Genomic DNA, 19,646 nt, shown 5'->3' with positions numbered 1-19,646 from the left:
CCTCCCCCCGTTTCCTATAATCGCGCGCCTTTTTCCCGTCCGTTTTCCAACCCGGAGGCGCGGCCGTGAAGATCCACGAGTACCAGGCCAAAGCCGTCCTCAAGCCGTTCGGGGTCCCGGTTCCCAACGGAGAGGTCGCGGAGACTCCCGAGGCGGTGCGCGAGATCGCCCGACGCCTGGGAACCCCGAAGGTCGTCGTGAAGTCCCAGATCCACGCCGGCGGGCGGGGGAAGGGGCGATTCAAGGACGTGACGCCGCCCCTGGGCGGAGTCGTCGTCTGCGACGGGCCCGATCACGCCGCCGAGGTCGCCGGGAAGATGCTCGGGAAGACCCTCGTCACGATCCAGAGCGGCCCCGAGGGGAAGGAAGTCCGCCGCGTCCTCGTGGAAGAGGGGATGAAGATCGTCGGCGAGTACTACCTCGCGGTGCTCATGGACCGGGCGGCGCAGGCGCCGGTCTTCATCGCCTCCGCGGAGGGCGGGACCGAGATCGAAGTGGTCGCCGCGACGCGTCCCGAAGCCATGCTCAAGGTCGTCGTCGATCCGGTGCAGGGGTACCAGCCGTGGATCGGGCGGAAGATCGCCTACGGCCTCGGGATGGAGCCCGCGCTCGCCTCGCAGTGCGCGAAGCTCGTCGGGGCGCTCTACGAGGCGTTCGTGAAAACCGACGCCTCGATGGTCGAGATCAACCCGCTGATCACCACGTCGGACGGACGCGTGCTCGCCCTCGACGCGAAGGTCAACTTCGACGACAGCGCCCTCTACCGGCACGCCGACCTCAAGGCGCTGCGCGACCTCACCGAGGAGGATCCCCTCGAGGTCGAGGCGTCGAAGTACAACCTCAACTACATCAAGCTCGACGGCAACGTCGCGTGCATGGTCAACGGCGCCGGCCTCGCGATGGGCACGATGGACATCATCAAGCACCACGGAGGTTCGCCCGCCAACTTCCTCGACGTCGGCGGCGGCGCCACCGAGGAGATGGTCACGAACGCGTTCCGCATCCTGCTCGCCGACCCGCACGTGAAGGCGGTGCTCATCAACATCTTCGGCGGGATCATGCGCTGCGACGTCGTCGCCGCGGGGGTCGTCGCCGCGGCGAAGACGGTGGGCGTGAAGGTGCCGATCGTCGTGAGGCTCGAGGGAACCAACGTCGAGCAGGGGCGCGAGATCCTCAAGAACTCCGGCCTCGCGTTCCTCGTGGCGGACGGGATGAAGGACGCGGCCGAGAAGGTCGTCGCCGCGGCGGGGAGGTAGCGATGGCCGTCTGGGTCGGAAAACACACGCGCCTTCTCGTCCAGGGATTCACCGGCAAGGAAGGGACCTTCCACTCGAAGCAGGCGATGGCCTACGGGACGAACGTCGTCGCCGGCGTCACCCCCGGGAAGGGCGGGACGAGCCACGAGGGGGTCCCGGTCTTCGACACCGTCGACAAGGCCGTGAAGGAGACGGGCGCGAACGCGTCGGTGATCTTCGTCCCCCCGCCGTTCGCCGCCGACGCGATCCTCGAGGCGGCCTCGGCCGACGTCCCGCTCGTGGTCTGCATCACCGAGGGGATCCCGGTGATGGACATGATGCGCGTGATGGCGTACGTGAAGACGACGAGGACGCGCCTGATCGGGCCGAACTGCCCCGGCATCATCACTCCGGGGGAGTGCAAGATCGGGATCATGCCCGGGCACATCCACAAGGCCGGGAACGTCGGCGTCGTCTCCCGCTCCGGGACGTTGACCTACGAGGCGGTCGACCAGCTCACCCGCGTCGGCCTGGGACAGACGACCTGCATCGGGATCGGCGGCGACCCGATCCACGGGACGAACTTCATCGACTGCCTCGCCGCCTTCAACGCCGACCCCGCCACCGAGGCGATCGTCATGATCGGCGAGATCGGCGGGACGGCGGAGGAGGAGGCGGCGGCGTACGTGAAGGCGAACGTGAAGAAACCGGTCGTTTCGTTCATCGCCGGGCAGACCGCCCCTCCGGGCCGCCGCATGGGGCACGCCGGGGCGATCATCTCCGGCGGGAAGGGAACGGCGGCCGAGAAGATGAAGGCCCTCCGCGAGGCGGGCATCCACGTGGTCGACACCCCGGCGACGATCGGGGCGGCCATCCAGAACGCGCTGGCGCGCTAGGAGAGAAGGACACCATGGCCCTTCAGCGGACGTTTGCGATCGTGAAGCCGGACGGCGTGGCCAACGGGAGCGTGGGCCACGTGCTCGCCCGGATCGAGAAGGAGGGTTTTCGCATCGTCGCGATGCGCCTCCAGCACCTGACGAAGGCCGAGGCCGAGGGGTTCTACGCCGTGCACCGCGAGCGGCCGTTCTTCTCCGGGCTCACGGCGTTCATGTCGTCGGGGCCGTGCGTCGTGATGTGCCTCGAGCGTGAGGAGGCGATCGCGAAGTGGCGCGAGGTCATGGGCGCCACCGACCCCGCCAAGGCGGCGGACGGCACCCTGCGCAAGCTCTACGGCACGAACATCGAGCGGAACTGCACCCACGGCTCCGACGCCCCCGAGACCGCCGCGTTCGAGATCGGGTACTTCTTCCGGGGGATGGAAGTCCGGTAAAGTCGGCGGGTGCTCGCCGATCTCACCCTCTGCGTCGCCGCGGCGTGGCTTCTCGCCGCGGCGGCCAGCTCCCTCCGCCAGCCGCTCCTGCTCGCCTACCTCGCGGCGGGGTTCGCCCTGGGCGCCGAGGGGTTCGGGCTCATCCGCCACCCCGAGTCGGTCGAGGCGGTCGCCGAGCTCGGCCTGATCTTCCTTCTCTTCATGATCGGCCTCGAGATCGACCTGAAGAAGGTCCTCGAGGCCGGGCGCACGATCGCGATCGCGGCCGGCATCCAGATCGGCGCCGGCGTTCTCCTCGGAGTCGGCCTGTTCCGCCTGCTCGGGCACCCCCTCGGCGCGGGAGGGTGGGACGCGCTCTACCTCGGGGTCGCGGGGGCGCTCTCGAGCACCGTCGTCATCGTCAAGGTCCTCTACGACAAGGGGGAGCTCGACACGCTTCCCGGCCGGATCACGCTGGGGATCCTCGTCCTTCAGGATCTCGCGGCGATCCTCTTCCTGGCCGTGCAGCCGAGCCTGGGGAGCTTCTCGATCGGGGTGATCCCGGCGTCGCTCGGCCGCGCGTCCTTGCTTCTCGCCGCGACCTTCCTCGTCAGCCGCTTCGTGCTCCCGTTCGTCTTCCGCCGCGTGGCGCGGGTCCCCGAGCTCGTCGTCGTCGGGGCGATCGCCTGGTGCCTTGCGGTGGGGGAGCTGGCGGAGTTCCTGCACCTGTCGCGCGAGATGGGGGCGCTCGTCGCGGGCATCGCCCTGTCGACCTTCCCGTACGCTCTCGATGTCGGCACCAAGGTCACGACGCTGCGCGACTTCTTCGTGACCCTGTTCTTCGTGGGGCTCGGGATGCGGATCCCCTGGCCGGACGCCGGCGCCGTCGGGGCCGCCGCGGGGCTCGCGGCGTTCGTCGTCGCGTCGCGGCTCGCGACCGTCTTCCCCGTGCTGCACGCGATGCGCCAGGGGCTGCGCGCGAGCCTGCTTCCGGCCTTGAATCTCTCGCAGGTCAGCGAGTTCTCGCTCGTGATCGTGGCGCTGGGGGTCGGGGCGGGGCACGTGAGCCCCGCGCTTTCGGGGACCGTCTCGCTGGCCTTCGTCGGCCTCGCGGTCGCCTCGACGTTCGCGATGGTCCGCTCCGGCCGGATCGTGCGCCGGGTGATCCCCTGGATGAAGCGGGCCGGTTGGCGGGACCTGGGGGACGCCCCCGAGGCGGCGGCGCCGCACCCCGCCGAGGGGAGGATCGTTCTCCTCGGGTTCTTCCGGACGGCGAGCTCGATCCTCGACGACCTCGCGCGGGAGCGGCCGGAGCGGCTCCGCGACGTCCTCGTCGTCGATTTCAACCCCGAGGTGCACGCCGAGCTGAAGCGGCGGGGCGTTCGCGCGGTCTACGGCGACCTCGCGCAGCCGGACACGCTTCGACACGCCGGCGTCGCCCCCGACGCGATCGTGATCAGCTCGATTCCGGACTCCCTGCTCAAGGGAACGAGCAACGAGCGGATCGTGAGGGCGCTGCGCGCCCGGTATCCCGGGGTGACGCTCGTCGCGCGGGGGGAACGGCTCTCGGACGTGGAGGCGCTGATCGCCGCGGGGGCCGACGACGTGATCCTCCCGCGCCTGGACGAGGCCCGGGACCTCCTCGAGACGGTGGATGCGGCGCTGGGCGGAACGCTTGCGTCCAGGCGCGAGGCGCGCAGGAATCGGGCGCGCGATCGCGGGGAAGTGCTTCCCTGATGCCTATAATCCGCGCGTGAAGGAACTTCGCCGGATCTTCGGCTACATGCGCCCGTACCTCGGGCGCTTCATCCTGGCGTCGGTTTTCCTGCTGCTCGCGGGGGCGCTGATGACGGCGGTCATCGGCACCCTCAAGCCCCTGAGCAACGAGGTCCTGAAGCTCGGCGAGCCCGCGGCCGCGGTGTCGACGGCACCCCGCCCCGCGGGGTTCGACATCCTCGAGACCGTCAAGCGCGCGGTCCCCACCGACCGGATCCTCGCCTGGGCCAAGGACCGGGCGTACGTCGAGGTGCCGCTCCTCCTGTTCGTGATCTTCGTCGTCCGGGCCGTCTTCATCTACTTCGGCCAGTATCTCGTGATGCGCTCCGGGGCCTCGGTCATCCGCGACCTCCGAGCGGACCTCTACGAATCGATCGCCCACCAGTCGCTGCGCTTCTTCCAGGCGAACCCGACCGGCGCGATCCTGTCGCGGGTGCTCGCCGACGTCGCCCGGCTCCAGAAGGTGGTGACGGACGTTCTCGCCGACTTCGTGCGCGTCGCCTCGCAGATTCCGCTCCTGCTGGCCCTCGCGCTCCTCCAGGACTGGAAGCTGACCTGCGTCGCCCTCGTCGCCCTGCCGCTTCTGGCCTATCCGCTCGTGCGCCTGTCCAGGCGGCTGCGCAAGGCCGCGACCCGCTCCCAGGAGACCCTCGGCGAGACGGCGAGCCTGCTCACCGAGACGGTGACCGGCGCGAAGGTCGTCCAGGGGTTCGCGATGGAGCGGTTCGAGATCGGCCGCTTCCGCGCCACCCTCGACCGCATGTTGCGGGCCGACCTCAAGGCGGCCCGTGCGGTGGCGCTCGCGCCGGCGGTCATGGAGATCTTCGGAGGGGCCGCGGGGGCCGCGCTGTTCGCGTACGCGGGACGCCAGGTCGCCAAGGGGCGGGTCGACGGCGGCGACGTCCTCGTGATCCTCGGCTCGCTCGGCTACCTCTTCATGTCGCTTCGGCGGCTGAACACGCTCAACACCGACCTGCAGCAGGCGATCGCGGCGGCAAGGCGCGTGTTCGACATGATGGACCGGGAGAGCGAGATCCAGGACGGGCCGGGGGCGGCGCCGCTGCCGCCGTTCGCCCGCGAGATCCGTTTCGAAGCCGTCGACTTCGCCTACGACGACGAGAAGGTCCTCGACGGGATCGACCTCACCATCCGGAAGGGGGAGACGATCGCGCTCGTGGGCTCCTCGGGATCGGGAAAGTCCACCCTCGCGAACCTCGTCCCGCGTTTCTACGACCCGACCGCGGGGAGGGTCTCGATCGACGGCGTCGACCTCCGCTCGGCCACGCTCGCGTCGCTGCGGACGCAGATCGGCCTCGTGACCCAGGAGACGGTCCTGTTCAACGAGACCGTGCGCGCGAACATCGCCTACGGACGCGCGGACGTCCCGATCGGGAGGGTCGTCGAGGCGGCCAAAGCGGCGCACGCCCACGCGTTCATCGAGAACCTCCCCGAGGGGTACGACACCGTCATCGGGGAGCGCGGGGCGCGCCTGTCGATGGGGCAGCGCCAGCGCCTCACGATCGCGCGGGCGCTGCTGAAGGACCCGCCGATCCTGATCCTCGACGAGGCGACCTCCGCCCTCGACAGCGAATCCGAGACGGCCGTGCAGCAGGCCCTCGAGGAGCTGATGAAGGGGCGCACTTCGGTCGTGATCGCGCACCGGCTGGCGACGATCCGCCGCGCCGACCGCATCCTGGTGATGGAGGAGGGGAGGATCGTCGAGCAGGGGACCCATCGGGAGCTGATCTCGCGAGGCGGGGTCTACGCGCGCCTCCACGCGCTCCAGTTCGAGGAGGCGCCGGAGTGAGGCGGGACGCGGGCATCCTCGTCGCGATCTCGGCGATCCTGTTCCTCACCGCCCTCGGCGCACGCGATCTCTGGAACCCGAACGAGCCGATCTACGGCGAGGCCGTCCGCGAGATGGCGGCGCGGGGGGAGTGGCTCGTCCCCTACGTCAACGGCATGCCGTTCGGCGAGAAGCCCATCCTCTTCTACTGGCTCGCGCGCGTCGCCGGAGTGGCGACCTTCGGAGTGAACGAGTTCTCGCTGCGCCTGCCTTCGGCGCTTTTCGGGATCGCCGGGACCCTGCTCGCGTGGCAACTGGTCCTCCCGTACGCGGGCGCGCGCCGCGCGAGGATCGCGGGCCTGCTCTTCGCGTCGACGTACATGGTCTTCTGGGGATCGCGCTCGGTGCAGATGGACCTCTTCGTCGCCGTCACGACCCTCGGCGTGATCGTCCCGGTCACGCGGGTGTGGGATCACGGCCTCTCCGCGACCCGGGGCTGGGTGCTCGCCGGGGTCGCGGCGGGAGTCGGCTTCCTCGCGAAGGGGCCCGTGACGTGGATCTGTCCGGGGCTCGCGCTGGCCCTCTACGCGGCGACGACCGGTCGGCTGCGGGAGCTGTTCCGTCTCCACGTGCTGCTGGGGGGAGCGGTCGCCGTCGCGGTCGCCGCGCCGTGGTACGTCGCCCTCGCCGCGGGGGGGCACGCCGACGTCCTCCACGAGGTGCTGATCCGGCAGAACTTCACCCGGTTCCGGAACGCGTGGGACCACGCGGAGCCCTTCTGGTACTACCTCAAGTACTTCTGGATCGACATGGCGCCGTGGGCGTGGCTCGTTCCGCTCGCGATCGGCCTCCCGGGGCGCGACGCGAACGAGCGTCGGCTCGACCGGCTCGCCTGGTGCTGGATCGCGGGGATCGTCCTGTTCTTCTCCCTCTCGGAGAGCAAGCGCAGCCCGTACATCCTCCCGATCGCGGGCGGGGTCGCCGCCCTCGCCTCGGGGGTCGTCGTTTCCTGGCTCGAGCACCGGCTCCCCGCGCGGCGCGCGATCGCCCTGCGCGGGATCGCCGCGGTGCTCGGCGTGCTGCTCCTCGCGGGTGCGTTCGCGGCGATCGCGAAACTTCCGGCCCGCTACCCCGAGGTCGCGCACGCGGCGCGCGCGCTCGGGGCCGTCGCCCTGCTCGGTGGGATCGCGATCGCCGTCGCCTGGCGACGACGCGAGGCGCTCGGGGCCGCCGTGCTGGCGGCGGTCGCGGCCTTCCTCTTGGGCGCGGCGGCGCTCGCGCTCCCCGCGGTCGACGTCTTCAAGTCGGCGAGGCCGTTCTGCGAGGAAGTGTCGGCGCGCACGCCGGCGAACGCGAAGCTCGTGGGCTGGCGGTTCTGGAACTGGCGCGCCGAATACGGCTACTACCTCGGGCGGGAGACGTCGATCGTCGGCGAGGCCGAGGCGCTGCGGGCGCTCTGGAACGGCCCCGAGCCGGTGATCGTCGTGGTCGAGGATCCGCACCTCGCGTCGCTGCGCGAGGTCCTCGGAGACGTCGACCCGCTCGTCGAGCGTGCGGTGGGCGACAACGTCGCCCACGCCTTCTTCAACGGGCGCTGAGGGTCGACGAGGTCTCGACGGGCACCGGGTCGCCGGGGGCGGGTGCGGGCACGCGGTACGCCTTCACGAGAAGCACGGCGGAGATCACGAGGATCCCGATCACCATCCAGTGCTCGCGGTTGCGGAGCATCCGGTCCGACGACCATCCCCCCGCGGAGGGCTGATCGTAGGGGCGCAGGGTCGGAAACAGGGCGGGGACCGCCGCGAAGTAACGCTCGAACGCGGCGCCGTGCTCGGCCTTCAGGCGCGCCGGCTCGACCCGTTCCTTCCGGGGCATGTAGTAACCGAAGAAGACGGCGTAACCGAGGACCAGGACCGCCCAGTTCGCGCCGTACGGCATCTGGGCCATGATGCAAAGGCCCGTGAAGATCAGGAACCGGCCGAAGTAGAGCGGGTTGCGCGTGTACCGGTACGGGCCGGAGGTGATCAGCTCCTTCGTCTTCAGGAGGTGCCCCGCGGCCCAGAAACGCACCGCCTCGCCGGCGGCCGCGATCACGAAGCCGACGGTGACGCCGAGCGGCGTGGGCTTCGCCAGGACGACCAGGACCCCGATCAGGATCCAGAGGGCGATCAGGCGCGCGATGCCGAGCGGTTTGTTGTAGCTCTCTTCCGACAACGTCTTGTCCTCCGCGCGGCCGAGTCTATCAGCGTCGGCCACGGATCCGGTCGAAGGCGCGCTTGAGCGCGCGGCCGCGCGCGTGCCAGACGAGAGCCTCCTTGGGGACCGAGGCGAGGGCCTGCTCCTCGGAGATCCCGGTGAACCGGGCCCGCAGCCGCGCCGCGGCGAGCCGGTCCTGCATCGAGAGGCGGCGGAACAGGAAGCGGCGCCACCGCCCCGGGCGCGGCCCGAGCACCCACGCCGTCGCGAGGTCGACCACGAAGACGCCGGAGGCCCCCACGAGCACGTCGCGGTGGTGCAGATCCCCGAGGGCGACACCGCGGGCGTGGAGCGCCGCGACGATCGCGTCGAGCCGGTCGAACACCGCGGGGTCCAGGCGCGTCGCTCCGAGGGAGGAGAGCGGCTCCGCGTCGACCCATTCGAGGACGAGCGACGACGGCGCCGGGCGGGCGTGCAGGCGCGGCAGGCCCGCGGCGCCGCCGGCGGCGACGTACGCGCGACACTCGCGGGCGATCAGCCAGCGGCCGAGTGACGCGCGGACCCACCAGGGTCGCGCCGCGTACGACTTCACGACCACGCGGCGGCCGTCGAGGTCGTAGAACGAGACGTCGGCCTTGGTCCGATTGCGCCCGGGAACGACCCGCCGGGGGAGGGTGCGCCCGAGGAGCGCCTCCCACGCTGTGCTAGACTCGGCCGGTCCTCGACTCACTGTAACCCTTTGCGTGCGTTGAGATTGGCTGCATTGAACACCTCGAGCCCGCACACGGTACCACGCGTCCCGAGACGGGCCGAGATCGCGGCGGCGACGGTCGGCGTGCTCCACCGCGGCGCCTCCAACAAGGCCGATCTGCTCCTCGTGGACCTCGGCGACGGGGCGATGGTCGTGAAGGACTTCGCGTCGAAACCGTGGTGGACGCGCCTGCTCGGCCGCGTCCAGATCGGGCGCGAGGCCGCGGCGTACCGGCACCTCGAGGGGGTCGAGGGCGTGCCGCGCTTCTTCGGCAGGGTGGACGCGCACGCGATCGCGATCGAGAGGATCGACGGACAGCAGCTCGCGTTCGCCCCCGACCGGTTCGAGCGCGGGGCGGGCTACGTCGAGAAGCTGCGCGCGCTCGTCTCCGGCCTTCACGCGCGGGGGCTCGTCCACAACGACCTGCGGGGGCGGGAGAACGTCCTCGTGCGCGCGGACGGCAGCCTCGTCGTCGTGGACCTCGCGGCGGCGTTGCGGCTCGATCCCCGGGGCGTGCCGTTCCGGCTCCTCGCCGCGGCCGACCGCGCGGCGCTCCTCAAGTGGAAGGCGCTGCTCGCCCCGGATACCTTCACCGACGAGGAACGTGCGTTCGTCGAGCGTTTCGCGCGATGGCGTCGCCTGTGGCCGTTCAACCGCAAGGCGAGGCGGGGGGAGGCGTGAGCGCGCCCGACGTGTCGGTCGTCATCCCCGTCTACGACGAGCGCGAGAACCTCGGGCCCCTCGTGGAGGAGATCGTCGGGGTGTTGCGTCCGCTCGGGCGCCCCTTCGAGATCGTCCTCGTCAACGACGGGAGCCGGGACGGCTCGGCGGAGCGCATCGTGGAGCTCGTCCGGGAGGTCCCCGAGCTCCGCGGCCTGCACTTCCGGCGCAACGCGGGGCAGACGGCCGCCTTCGACGCCGGCTTCAAGCACGCCCGCGGCGAAGTCGTCGTCACCATGGACGCCGACCTGCAGAACGACCCCAAGGACATCCCGGTCCTCCTCGCCGCCCTGCCGGGGCACGCGGCGGCGATCGGGTACCGCGCGAGCCGCAGGGACACGTGGCTGCGCCGCGTCTCGTCGCGGATCGCCAACGCCGTGCGCAACCGGCTCTCCGGCGACGACGTCATCGACACCGGCTGCTCGCTCAAGGCGTTCCGCCGCGAGGCCCTGGCCCCGATCAAGCTCTACACCGGCATGCACCGCTTCCTCCCCACGCTCGTGAAGATGGAGGGCGGGCGCGTCGTGCAGGTCCCCGTGAATCACCGGCCGCGACTGAAGGGGGCGAGCAAGTACGGCGTCTGGAACCGCGTGTTCCGGGCGACGGCCGACCTCTTCGCGGTGCGGTGGATGCAACGCCGGCGCCTGGCGTGGGAGATCGAGCGTCATGATCCTTGACCGCATTCCGCACGACTGGCTGGCCCTGGGGTTCCTCGGCCAGGCGATGTTCTCGGGTCGTTTCCTCGTGCAGTGGATCGCGTCCGAGCGCAAGCGCCGGAGCGTGGTTCCCACCGCGTTCTGGTGGCTTTCGCTCGCGGGCGGAGGAGCCCTCCTCGCCTACGCGATCCACCGCGGCGACCCCGTCTTCATCGTCGGGCAGGCGGCGGGGCTCGTCGTCTACGTCCGCAACCTGGTCCTGATCCGTCGGGGGCGGCCCGTGGTCAGCGCGTCGCCCGATCCTTCGGAGCGTAGTACCCCGATCGGTTCGTGAACGACACGCCGGCGCGGGTGCTCTGGACGCGGATCTCGCGCCACGATCCGTCGTGGCGGCGGTCGTCGGGGGCGTAGGCGAGCACGTACTGGTGGCGGAGGTCCTCGGCCACCTCCTCGAAGGCCCGCCGGACGCGGCCGGCGCTCGCGGAGAAGATCGCGCGGCCGCCGGTCGATCGCGAGAACTCGTTGAGGATCGCGGCGAGCGGCTTGCGGCCGTAGAAGTCCATCTGGTCGGCGGAGGCCGCCGGGTCCGACTCCAGGCGCTTGGCGTCGCGGGCGAGGGTGCTGCCCAGGCCGATCGCGAAGATCATCGCCTCGCTCCGAAGCGCGCGTTCGATCGCCTCGTCGAAGTTGTGGAGGCTTCCGGGCTCCAGCCCCGACGCCGCTTCGTCCTTCCCGTCCGACAGGAGCACGATCACGCGCCGGGAGTCCAGCGGCGCCAGGCGTTCCGAAGCGGTCCAGATCGCGTCGTACAGCGCGGTCCCGCCCTTCGGGACGGCCGTGCGGATCGCCGTCTCGAGCGCCTCCCGGTCGGAGGTGAAGTCCCGGAGGATCTCGACGCGGTCCGAGAACGCGACGACCATCGCCTCGTCCCCCGCCTGCAGGACGTCCAGGAACTCGAGCGCCGCGCGTTTGGCCTCCTCCATCTTGTCGCCGCGCATGCTCAGCGACGTGTCGAGGACGAGCGCGACGCGCAACGGCTTGCGCTCGGCGTTGAACCGCTCGATCAGCTGCGGCCGCCCGTTCTCGAAAAGGCGCATCTCCTCCGCGCGCAGATCGCGGACGTAGTCGCCCTTGCCGTCCTTGGCGATCGCGTAGACGTTGACGAGCGCGACCTCCACGACCTGGTCGATGCGAAGCGGGCTCGTGCGGACGGAGGCGTGGAGCTCGCGGCCGTCGGAGAGGATCGCCCGCGCGGCCAGCCGGTGGTTCCCGCCCTCCTCGCCGGCGTCCCAGCTCGCCGTCCACGGCGGCGCCTCGAGCACGACGAGGAGCCTGGCGTCGAGGGAAACCTCGACGCGGACCACCTGCGTTCCCTCCGGCGGCTCCACGGCGAGCGCGAAGGTCGCCGGCCCGAGCACCGTCGACAGGTCCCTCGGGGCGACGAACCGCAGCGCGCCGCGTTCGGTTTCGGGACGGACGGTCGCGGCGAGGCAGGGGATCGCGGCGAGGAGCGCGGCGGCGACGGGGAGCGTTCGCATCGGCGGCAACGTTACCATCCGGAAAGGCGGCCGGCCCCTCAGGCGGTGCGGTGCGGCACGATTCTGCGGATTTGGAACACCACCAGCTCGTCGTCGGGTCCGAACCCGAACTCCACGTCCTGGGCGCGTCCGGTCGCCGCCTCCAGGGACTGGGCCAGCGCGGCCAGTCGCGACAGGTCCCCGGTCGAAAGGCACGGGAGTCCGAGGCGCTCCCGGGGCAGCGGGACCTCGACGGTGCCGAGGCCCGCGGGGTCGAGGATGATCTGCTTCGTCCCGCCCCCGGCCTCGGTCGCCACGAGATCGCCGGTGCTCCGGCGCACCCAGAACAGGTCCCCCGCGATCTCGCCCTGGGAGATCCCTTCCCCCAGCCCCCAGGTGGCGTTCACGAGCATCGTGTCCGCCCGCCCCGCCGGGTCCCGGGAGAACAGGACTCCGGCGGCGCGCGTCTCCACGGCCTGCTGCACGAGGATCGCCTGCGCCGCGCGGAGCGGCGACATCCCGGCCGCTCCGAGCGCCGCGAGGGCCCGTGCGTTCCACATCGAAGCCCACGCCCACCGGATCCGGTCGAGGACGTTCGGGAGCCCCAGCACGCCGAGGTAGGTGTCGAACAGCCCGGCGAGGCTCGCCATGGGCGCGTCCTCGATCGTGGCCGACGACCGGACCGCAACGCGCGGCTCGCCGAGCTCGAGGTAGGCCTGCTCCACCGCCTCCTGGACCTCCTCGGGGATCGCGCCCGAGAGCAGGGCCGCCCGCGCCCGTCGCGACAGCGTCGCCTCGTCGGCGCTCTCGAGGGTCGCCTGTCGGAGGCGCTCGCCGGTCTCGCCGAGCAGGTGCAGGCGGTACGAGGAGGCGGTGACGACGAAGGCGGGGGGAATGCGGCAGTCGGGTGGAAGCGCGCGGGCCGCCTCGAGGAGACCCGCGGCCTTCCCCCCGATCAGGCCGCGCTCGCGCGGGCCGTCGGCCCGGAGGGGGAGGACGAGGTGCATCCCCGCCCGTGCCCGCTCGGCGGCGAGTTGGCGGGCGAGCCGGGAATGCAGCTCCGTGAGGCGCGCGTCGGAGACCCGCGCCGCGCGCGCCCGGCGGAGCAGGCGGAACAGTCCGCCCAGTCTCGGGCGCAGCGCCTCGTCGTCGAGCGCCAGAGCCTCGGTGACTTCCGTGTCGATGCGCCCGCGCAGGAGATCGCGTCGTGCGGCCGCCGCCTTCAGGACCGGGTCGAGCCCGCCCTCGAGAAGGTCGGTCGGGGCGTCGACGTCCTCGAGCACCGCGGCGTCGCGCTCGACGGCTCGTTCGACGCTCCGAAGCACCCTCTCGAGCTCGTCGAGGTCCTCCGCCGCCGTGATCGCCTCCTCGGCGGAGCGGCACCGGGCGGCCGCGCGCGTCTCGACCTTGGCGCGGATCCACGCGAGACGCTCGCCGAGGGCGTGTGCGTGCGTCGGATCGGCGGCGAAGGCGGCGATCAGGCGTTTCGCCGGAGGGCCGGCGGGGACGCGGCGGTGCAGCAGCGCGGCCTCGAGCAGGTACGAAAACGCCGCGCCGTGAGGGTTCTCGCAGGCGACCACCAGCGCCTGGAGGAGGTTCGGGTCGTCCGGGAGCGTCGCGTACGACGCGAGCGGGGCGTGGACCGCGCGCACGCGGGCCCGCTCGTCGAGGTCGACCCCTCCCGGCACGCGCACCACTCCGTCGTCGCCGTCGAGCAGGACCACGTCCCCCTCGACGAGCACCGCGGGGCCGGATCCTCCGACGATGTCCTCGAGGAGCAGGAGGCCGTCCCCCTCGGCCAGCAGCCGCGCGCGGCTCCCGCCGGACAGGGCGACCGAAGGCTTGCCGAACTCGCGTGACAGGAGGCTCACATGCGAGAGGACCGCGCCGGAGAGGGTGAGCGTTCCCGAAGCCGAGAGGATGCGGCCGACGTCGTCCGGGACGGCGCGTTCGGCGACGAGGATCCCCCCCTCGATGTCCTTCGGCGCCGCGTCGGCGCGATTGCGACGAAGCGGTCCGCACGCGAGTCCCGGGGACGTCGCGCGGCCGCGGAGGACGAGGACGCCCGGCGCGTCCGGGGGGATGGCGGACATGACGGCGGATCTTACACCGGAGCCGGGATCGACTCCGGCGCGGCGCGCCCCGCGCGGGACGCGATCACGCACCCGACCGCGAAGATCTCGACCAGGAACCAGAGGGCCCAGCCGACCCCGAACGGGACGAGCCTGAGGATCGCGAGGGGAAGGAACCCCAGGAGGACCGCCGCCGCGAGGGGGAGGCTCTTGCCGAAGCCCCGCGCGAGCCGGCGCCCGATCGCGAGCGACAGGCCGGCGAGCCCCATCCACTTCAGGAGCGTGAAGGCGCACCAGAGCAGGATCGCGACGGGGATCCCCAGGATCGTGATCACGAGCACGCCGAGCACGATCGCGACGAGCACGTAGCCGAGAATGCCGCCCCCGACGGCCGCGAACGGCGACCGTGGCCCCGCCGCGGCGATCCGCTCGATCCGCTCCGGGGCCAGCGCGGCGAGCGCGAGCACGGCGAACGCCGTCGCGAGGAGCACCAGGGCATCCCAGGCGATCGCCGCGAAGGCCAGCCCCGCGATCCCCACCCCGGTCGGGACGAACAGGCCGCCGAAGGAGAGATTCGTCACCTCGCCGTCGACCCTCGCCTTGTCGCGATCCAGCTTGCCGAGCACGGTCACGAGCTGGCCCCGGACGCGGGCGGCGTCGTCGATCCGCACGCGGCTGCCGACCGCGACCACCTGCTGGTGGACCGTGCCGGAGACGTCGAGCCGGCCGCCTACGACCACCACGTCCCCGCGGACGACGCCGTCGATGCGTACCGCGCCGCCGACGCAGACGACGTCGCCCTCGACCAGCTGGTCGCGCTCCACGTGAACGTCGCTGCCGACCGCGACCTGCTCCCGCACCCGCCGCAACGACGTCTCGCCCTCGTCCCCGCCGAACGGGAACGACGGGTCGTCGAAGGCGGGCGGGGCCTGGACGGCGGGCGGAGCCGGCGGGTCCGGCGGCGCCGCGGGCGTCGGGGACGCGCCGAGCAGGAAGACCAGGGCGGCGAGGGTGATCATCGGGAGCTCCGGGCGAGGGCCGGCGCGCGGCGGATCTCGCGAGCCAGCAGCAGGAAGGCGAGGCTGCCCGCGGCGGCGAGCGCCGCGACACCGGTGGCCTGGCCGAGCGCGCGCACGCCGTCGAGCCCCCCGGCGATGCGGACGAGAGCCTCGGTCGCGGCCGCGGCGGCGATCGCGAATCCGCGGACGACCGCGAGGATCGCGGGGACGACGTCCGCGGCCGCGGATCGGAGCGGACCCGCGAGCTGCGCCCCCGCGGCGCTCGCGGTGAGGGCGAACGCGATCGACGCGGCGACGCCCAGGCCGTACCGTCGCTCGGGGCGCGCGGGGACGGAAAGCACGGCGACGCGCGCCATCACGCGCGAGGCGACGTCCACGCGGGGGGCCTCGGCGCGCCGGAGGCGGGCGAGGGCGTCGAGGATCGGATCGGGCCCGCTCACGACGGCGCTCCGAAGTGCTCGGGATGGCGGCGCTGGAGGACCCGCCGCAACGCCTCGCGGCCGCGCATGAGCCGCGTCTTCATCGTCCCCTCCGGGATGCCGAGGATCGCCGCCGCCTCGTCGACACGCCGGCCCTCGACGTAGACCAGGAAGAGGGCGTCGCGGTAACGGCCGTCGACCGCGCCGAGGGCGCCGCGGACGAGCGAGTCCCGCTCGTCGACCTCGACGGCGCTCTCCGCGCCGGGCCGGGGGTCCGCGACCTGCTCGGGCATGTCGGACCGCAGCCGTTCCTTCTTCCTCCGGCGCGCCTGGTCGATCACGTGGTTCGCCGCCAGACGGTAGAGCCAGGTTCCGAAGGGGTGGTCCGGGCGGTACGATCCCAGGTTCTCGTAGGCCTTGATGAACACGTCGCTCGTCACGTCTTCGATGTCCTCCCGCCTCACGCCGTAACGCCAGGCGAGTCCCGCGACCATCCCCTGATACCGCTCGACGAGGCCGCGGTAGGCTCCCGCGTTCCCGGCGAGCACCGCCTCCACGTCCCGGAGGTCGGAGGCGGCCTTGTCATCCTCGTCGCGTCCGGTCATGAAGGGAAACGAACCTCGTCGCGGGCGGGTTCCCGCGAAATCGGGCCGCCAGTATACGGACCACGGTGGTGCGAATCGTGTTGACGGGTGGCGACCACCGGCGGACGTGGCGTCCACCCGCGGACTATTGCCCGGGGCGCGGCGGTTGGGCCGTCGTCACTTCTTCAGGGCACGGGGCCTGCTCGCCTTCTCGGCATGCGCTGGCCGATTCAAACGGTCGAGAAACAACGCCGTTTCGTGCCCCGATTCTGCCCCCGGCGGGACTGCCCGCAGCACACCCTTCAGCACGGGGAGGCGTTCCGGTTCCGAGCTCACGGCTCGTACCGCCGACGGGACGGACGTCGGGTTCCGCGTTATCGCTGCCTGGCCTGCGGCAAGACCTCCAGCAAGCAGGCGTTCGCGCTGACCTATTTCCTCAAGCGTCCCGAGCTGCTGGTCCCCATCTTCGCGGGGCTCCAGGCCGGCTCCTGCCACCGCCAGCTCGCACGGTCGCTGAGGTGCGCGCCTTCGACCGTCACCCGGCAAAGCGCGCGGCTCGGTCGACACGCGCTGCTCCTGACCGCCTCGGCACTGGCCGAGCTCGCTTCTCTCGACGAAGAGCTCGTCGCCGATCACTTCGAGACCTTCGTGGGCACGCAGGACTACCCGGTCGGCGTCGCCACCGTCGTCGGGAAGACGTCGCCGTTCGTGTACGCCCTCGACCCCGCCCCCCACGCCCGTGCCGGCAAGCGGTCCACGTTCCAGGAGGCGAAGCGACGCAACCGGCCCCCGCAGCCATCCCGCGGGGGCTATGAAGGCTCGATGACTCGGGTGATCGAAGCGCTGCTGCATTTCTTCCCAGAAGAACGCGCGATCGGGCTCACCACCGACGGGCACCCGAGCTACCGGCAGGTCTTCTCACGACCCGCCTTCCGCAGCAGGATCCGGCACGCCGCTTACGCGAATCCGAAGCGCGGTCCGAAAAGGTCGCCGCGAAGCGCCGAAGCCGTCGTTCGCGACCGCGCGATGTTCCCGGTCGATGCGCTGCACGGTCTGCTGCGGCACTCGGAGAGCCACCATAGGCGGGAGACGATCGCGTTCGGGCGGCGGACCAACGCGATCCTCGAGCGTCTTTACCTCGCAATCGCGTGGCGGAACTTCGTGAAGGGGGTCTCCGAGCGCAAGCCCGACCGCACGACGCCGGCGATGCGACTGGGTCTGACGGGTGAGCCGTGGAATTGGGCGCGGGTACTGGCGCGGCGATTGTTCCCGGCCCGCGTCCGGGTCCCGGCGAGCTGGCTGGAGGTCTACCGTCGCACCTGGATCACGCCCGGAATCCCCAACTCTCCTCATGAGCTCGCTCTGGCCTATTAGCCGGGCCCAGACCGACGCCGCAAGCGTTCTGGCGCACGGCCCCATGTGGCGGCGTCACCCCTGGTTCAACACGGTCCGCACCACCATGTATAGGGACGCCTTGACGCCGGCCGGTTGCAGCCGCTCCGCCCGTGCTCCTAGACTGCTTCGACTCGAAGCGGACTCCTTCTTCCGGAGAGCGAAACCATGGCGATTCGCATCGGACTGATGGGCTTCGGCCGCATCGGCCGCAACGTCTTCCGCATCCTCTACGACCGGTCGGACGTGGAGATCGCCGCGATCGTCGACATCGCGGATCCCAAGGCGCTCGAGTACCTCCTCAAGTTCGACACGGTCCACGGACGTTTCCGCGAGCCGGTCTGGGTCACCGGCGACAGCATGTACTGCAAGGGCCGCCAGATCCGGATCCTCCAGAAGAAGGCCCCGGGCGACGTGGAATGGGGGGAGCTCGGCTGCGACATCGTGGTCGAGGCCACCGGCCAGTACCGGACGCGGGAGACCCTCCAGCGGCACCTCGACAAGGGGGCGAAGCGGGTGATCCTCACCGTCCCGCCCCGCGACGAGATCGACGCGCTGGTCGTGATGGGAGTCAACGACCACATCCTCACCCCGGACTCGCGCATCGTGAGCAACGCGTCCTGCACCGCCAACGCGCTGGCGCCGATCTGCAAGGTCCTCAACGACGCCTTCGGCATCGAGAAGGGCTTCATGACGACGGTCCACGCCTACACGAACGACCAGCGCCTCGCCGACGTCCCGCACACCGAGATGCGCCGCTCGCGGGCGGCGGCGGAGAACATCATCCCCACGACCACGTTCTCGCCGCAGGTCGTCGAGCGGATCCTCCCCGAGCTGAAGGGGCGCCTCGACGGCATGGCGCTGAACGTGCCCGTCCCCGACGGGTCGACGGTGGACCTCGTCACGCTGATGAAGCGGCCCGTCGCCGTGGAGGAGGTCAACGAGGTCGTGAAGTCGGCCGCGGCGACCCGGTACCGGAGCGTCATCGAGTACACCGACCAGCCGGTCGTCTCGTCGGACGTGATCGGGAACACGCACTCGGCCGTCTTCGACGGCCTTTCGACCGCCGTCCTCGGCGGAAACCTCCTGAAGACGATCACCTGGTACGACAACGGATGGGGGTACGCCTCGCGCGTGGTCGAGCTGGTCCTCAAGCTGTCCGCGTTCGAGACCGCGCTTCCGGCGGGGAGGTGAGGGCGATGGCCAAGGTGCCCAAGGTCGCGATCAACGGGTTCGGCCGGATCGGACGCTCGGTCTTCCGGCTGCTCTCCTCCCGCGACGACGTCCAGGTCGTCGCGATCAACGACATCACGCCGCCCGAGCAGCTCGCCTACCTCACGCGGTTCGACACCGTCTTCGGGAAGTTCCCCGGGACGGTGACGATCGCGGACGGGAAGATGCACGCGGGCCGTCAGACGGTCACGATGATTCAGCAGAAGGACCCCGCGAAGCTCCCGTGGGGGGAGATGGGGATCGACATCGTCGTCGAGGCGACGGGGAAGTTCCGGTCGAAGGAGGAGTGCGCGCTCCACCTCCAGGCGGGGGCGGGGCGGGTGATCCTGACGGTCCCCGCCAAGGACGAGGTCGACGCGACGATCGTCTTCGGGGTCAACGACGACAGCCTGCGCCCCGAGCACCGGATCATCTCGAACGCCTCGTGCACGACGAACTGCCTCGCGCCGGTCGCGAAGGTCCTGCACGAGAACTTCGGGATCGTGAAGGGATACATCACGACGGTGCACGCGTACACCAACGACCAGCGCCTCGCCGACGTCCCCCACAAGGACCTGCGGCGTTCGCGTGCGGCGAACGAGAACATCATCCCGACGACCACGGGCGCCGCCCGCGCGGTCGGGAAGGTGCTGCCCGCCCTGAAGGGGAAGCTCGACGGCATCGCGATGCGCGTCCCCGTTCCCGACGGCTCGATCGTCGACCTCGTCGCCGAGCTCGAGAAGCCCGCGACCGTCGAGCAGGTCAACGCCGCGATGAAGCGGGCGGCCTCGACGCCGCCGCTCGCCGGGGTCCTGGAGTACAGCGAGGAGCCGATCGTCTCGTCGGACATCATCCAGAACGAGCACTCGGCGATCTTCGACGCCCCGTCGACGCGGGTCCTCGGCGGCACCCTGGTCAAGACCATCACCTGGTACGACAACGAGTGGGGATACAGCTGCCGGGTCGTCGACCTGATCCGGAAACTCGCGGACATGCGCTGAT

Annotated in this window: 19 protein-coding genes; 12 read left to right on the top strand and 7 right to left on the bottom strand. The window is 71.3% G+C overall.

Going from position 1 to position 19,646, the window contains the following annotated elements; genetic code table 11:
• Nucleotides 1-65: 65 nt before the first annotated feature.
• Genes sucC through VF139_04145 form a run of 6 tightly spaced genes read left to right on the top strand, consistent with a single transcriptional unit; the run spans nucleotide 66 to nucleotide 7,704 of the window.
• Nucleotides 66-1,256 carry an ADP-forming succinate--CoA ligase subunit beta gene (gene sucC, locus VF139_04170; protein HEX6850579.1) on the top strand — a complete coding sequence of 397 codons (1,191 nt, stop codon included), beginning with the start codon at nucleotides 66-68 and terminating at the stop codon, nucleotides 1,254-1,256.
• Between the two features lie 2 nt (nucleotides 1,257-1,258).
• On the top strand, nucleotides 1,259-2,131 hold the full coding sequence (sucD, locus tag VF139_04165) for a succinate--CoA ligase subunit alpha (GenBank protein HEX6850578.1): 873 nt from the start codon (nucleotides 1,259-1,261) through the stop codon (nucleotides 2,129-2,131).
• 14 nt (nucleotides 2,132-2,145) lie between these two features.
• Nucleotides 2,146-2,565, top strand: a complete 420-nt coding sequence (ndk, locus tag VF139_04160; GenBank protein ID HEX6850577.1) for a nucleoside-diphosphate kinase — start codon at nucleotides 2,146-2,148, stop codon at nucleotides 2,563-2,565.
• 9 nt (nucleotides 2,566-2,574) lie between these two features.
• Nucleotides 2,575-4,281, top strand: coding sequence for a cation:proton antiporter (locus tag VF139_04155; protein HEX6850576.1), 1,707 nt, complete (start codon nucleotides 2,575-2,577; stop codon nucleotides 4,279-4,281).
• 16 nt (nucleotides 4,282-4,297) lie between these two features.
• A complete protein-coding gene (locus tag VF139_04150) occupies nucleotides 4,298-6,127 on the top strand; it encodes an ABC transporter transmembrane domain-containing protein (protein HEX6850575.1) in 1,830 nt (609 codons plus the stop codon).
• The gene (locus VF139_04145; GenBank protein HEX6850574.1) at nucleotides 6,124-7,704 is read left to right on the top strand and encodes a glycosyltransferase family 39 protein; all 1,581 of its coding nucleotides are present in this window, start codon (nucleotides 6,124-6,126) and stop codon (nucleotides 7,702-7,704) included. The genes VF139_04150 and VF139_04145 overlap by 4 nt, the downstream gene beginning before the upstream one ends.
• Here the strand turns inward: VF139_04145 and VF139_04140 are convergent.
• Both VF139_04140 and VF139_04135 read right to left on the bottom strand, forming a co-directional pair.
• The gene (locus tag VF139_04140) at nucleotides 7,691-8,362 is read right to left on the bottom strand and encodes an isoprenylcysteine carboxylmethyltransferase family protein (protein ID HEX6850573.1); all 672 of its coding nucleotides are present in this window, start codon (nucleotides 8,360-8,362) and stop codon (nucleotides 7,691-7,693) included. The two genes, VF139_04145 and VF139_04140, sit on opposite strands and share 14 nt — an antisense overlap.
• Nucleotides 8,349-9,032 carry a hypothetical protein gene (locus tag VF139_04135; protein HEX6850572.1) on the bottom strand — a complete coding sequence of 228 codons (684 nt, stop codon included), beginning with the start codon at nucleotides 9,030-9,032 and terminating at the stop codon, nucleotides 8,349-8,351. The genes VF139_04140 and VF139_04135 overlap by 14 nt, the downstream gene beginning before the upstream one ends.
• A 33-nt stretch (nucleotides 9,033-9,065) precedes the next feature.
• Here VF139_04135 and VF139_04130 point away from each other — a divergent pair, with 33 nt between their 5' ends.
• The 3 genes from VF139_04130 to VF139_04120 are packed head-to-tail and all read left to right on the top strand — an operon-like array spanning nucleotide 9,066 to nucleotide 10,763.
• Nucleotides 9,066-9,734: a hypothetical protein gene (locus VF139_04130; GenBank protein HEX6850571.1), complete on the top strand. Its 669-nt coding sequence runs from the start codon at nucleotides 9,066-9,068 to the stop codon at nucleotides 9,732-9,734.
• A complete protein-coding gene (locus VF139_04125) occupies nucleotides 9,731-10,450 on the top strand; it encodes a glycosyltransferase family 2 protein (GenBank protein ID HEX6850570.1) in 720 nt (239 codons plus the stop codon). Before VF139_04130 ends, VF139_04125 begins: the two co-directional genes overlap by 4 nt.
• The gene (locus VF139_04120; protein ID HEX6850569.1) at nucleotides 10,440-10,763 is read left to right on the top strand and encodes a lipid-A-disaccharide synthase N-terminal domain-containing protein; all 324 of its coding nucleotides are present in this window, start codon (nucleotides 10,440-10,442) and stop codon (nucleotides 10,761-10,763) included. Before VF139_04125 ends, VF139_04120 begins: the two co-directional genes overlap by 11 nt.
• Here the strand turns inward: VF139_04120 and VF139_04115 are convergent.
• Genes VF139_04115 through VF139_04095 form a run of 5 tightly spaced genes read right to left on the bottom strand, consistent with a single transcriptional unit; the run spans nucleotide 10,714 to nucleotide 16,061 of the window.
• Nucleotides 10,714-11,967: a VWA domain-containing protein gene (locus VF139_04115; GenBank protein ID HEX6850568.1), complete on the bottom strand. Its 1,254-nt coding sequence runs from the start codon at nucleotides 11,965-11,967 to the stop codon at nucleotides 10,714-10,716. The two genes, VF139_04120 and VF139_04115, sit on opposite strands and share 50 nt — an antisense overlap.
• Before the next feature lie 38 nt (nucleotides 11,968-12,005).
• A complete protein-coding gene (locus VF139_04110) occupies nucleotides 12,006-14,039 on the bottom strand; it encodes a PEP/pyruvate-binding domain-containing protein (protein ID HEX6850567.1) in 2,034 nt (677 codons plus the stop codon).
• An 11-nt stretch (nucleotides 14,040-14,050) separates the two neighbouring features.
• Complete coding sequence (locus VF139_04105; protein ID HEX6850566.1) at nucleotides 14,051-15,037, bottom strand: hypothetical protein; 987 nt, start codon at nucleotides 15,035-15,037, stop codon at nucleotides 14,051-14,053.
• Nucleotides 15,034-15,477, bottom strand: coding sequence for a hypothetical protein (locus VF139_04100; protein HEX6850565.1), 444 nt, complete (start codon nucleotides 15,475-15,477; stop codon nucleotides 15,034-15,036). The genes VF139_04105 and VF139_04100 overlap by 4 nt, the downstream gene beginning before the upstream one ends.
• On the bottom strand, nucleotides 15,474-16,061 hold the full coding sequence (locus tag VF139_04095; GenBank protein ID HEX6850564.1) for a sigma-70 family RNA polymerase sigma factor: 588 nt from the start codon (nucleotides 16,059-16,061) through the stop codon (nucleotides 15,474-15,476). The genes VF139_04100 and VF139_04095 overlap by 4 nt, the downstream gene beginning before the upstream one ends.
• A gap of 195 nt (nucleotides 16,062-16,256) precedes the next feature.
• Here VF139_04095 and VF139_04090 point away from each other — a divergent pair, with 195 nt between their 5' ends.
• The 3 genes from VF139_04090 to gap (VF139_04080) all read left to right on the top strand — a co-directional run bounded on the left by VF139_04090 (nucleotide 16,257) and on the right by gap (VF139_04080) (nucleotide 19,645).
• On the top strand, nucleotides 16,257-17,414 hold the full coding sequence (locus VF139_04090) for a hypothetical protein (GenBank protein ID HEX6850563.1): 1,158 nt from the start codon (nucleotides 16,257-16,259) through the stop codon (nucleotides 17,412-17,414).
• Nucleotides 17,415-17,600: 186 nt separating this feature from the next.
• Nucleotides 17,601-18,626, top strand: a complete 1,026-nt coding sequence (gene gap / locus VF139_04085; protein ID HEX6850562.1) for a type I glyceraldehyde-3-phosphate dehydrogenase — start codon at nucleotides 17,601-17,603, stop codon at nucleotides 18,624-18,626.
• A 5-nt stretch (nucleotides 18,627-18,631) separates the two neighbouring features.
• Nucleotides 18,632-19,645 (top strand): type I glyceraldehyde-3-phosphate dehydrogenase, encoded by a 1,014-nt coding sequence (gene gap, locus VF139_04080; protein HEX6850561.1) that lies wholly within the window; start codon nucleotides 18,632-18,634, stop codon nucleotides 19,643-19,645.
• The last annotated feature ends 1 nt before the right edge of the window (nucleotide 19,646 follow it).

Source organism: Candidatus Polarisedimenticolaceae bacterium, from assembly GCA_036376135.1.
Taxonomy (GTDB): Bacteria; Acidobacteriota; Polarisedimenticolia; order Polarisedimenticolales; family DASRJG01; genus DASVAW01.
This window is presented reverse-complemented; position numbering and strand designations above follow the sequence as displayed.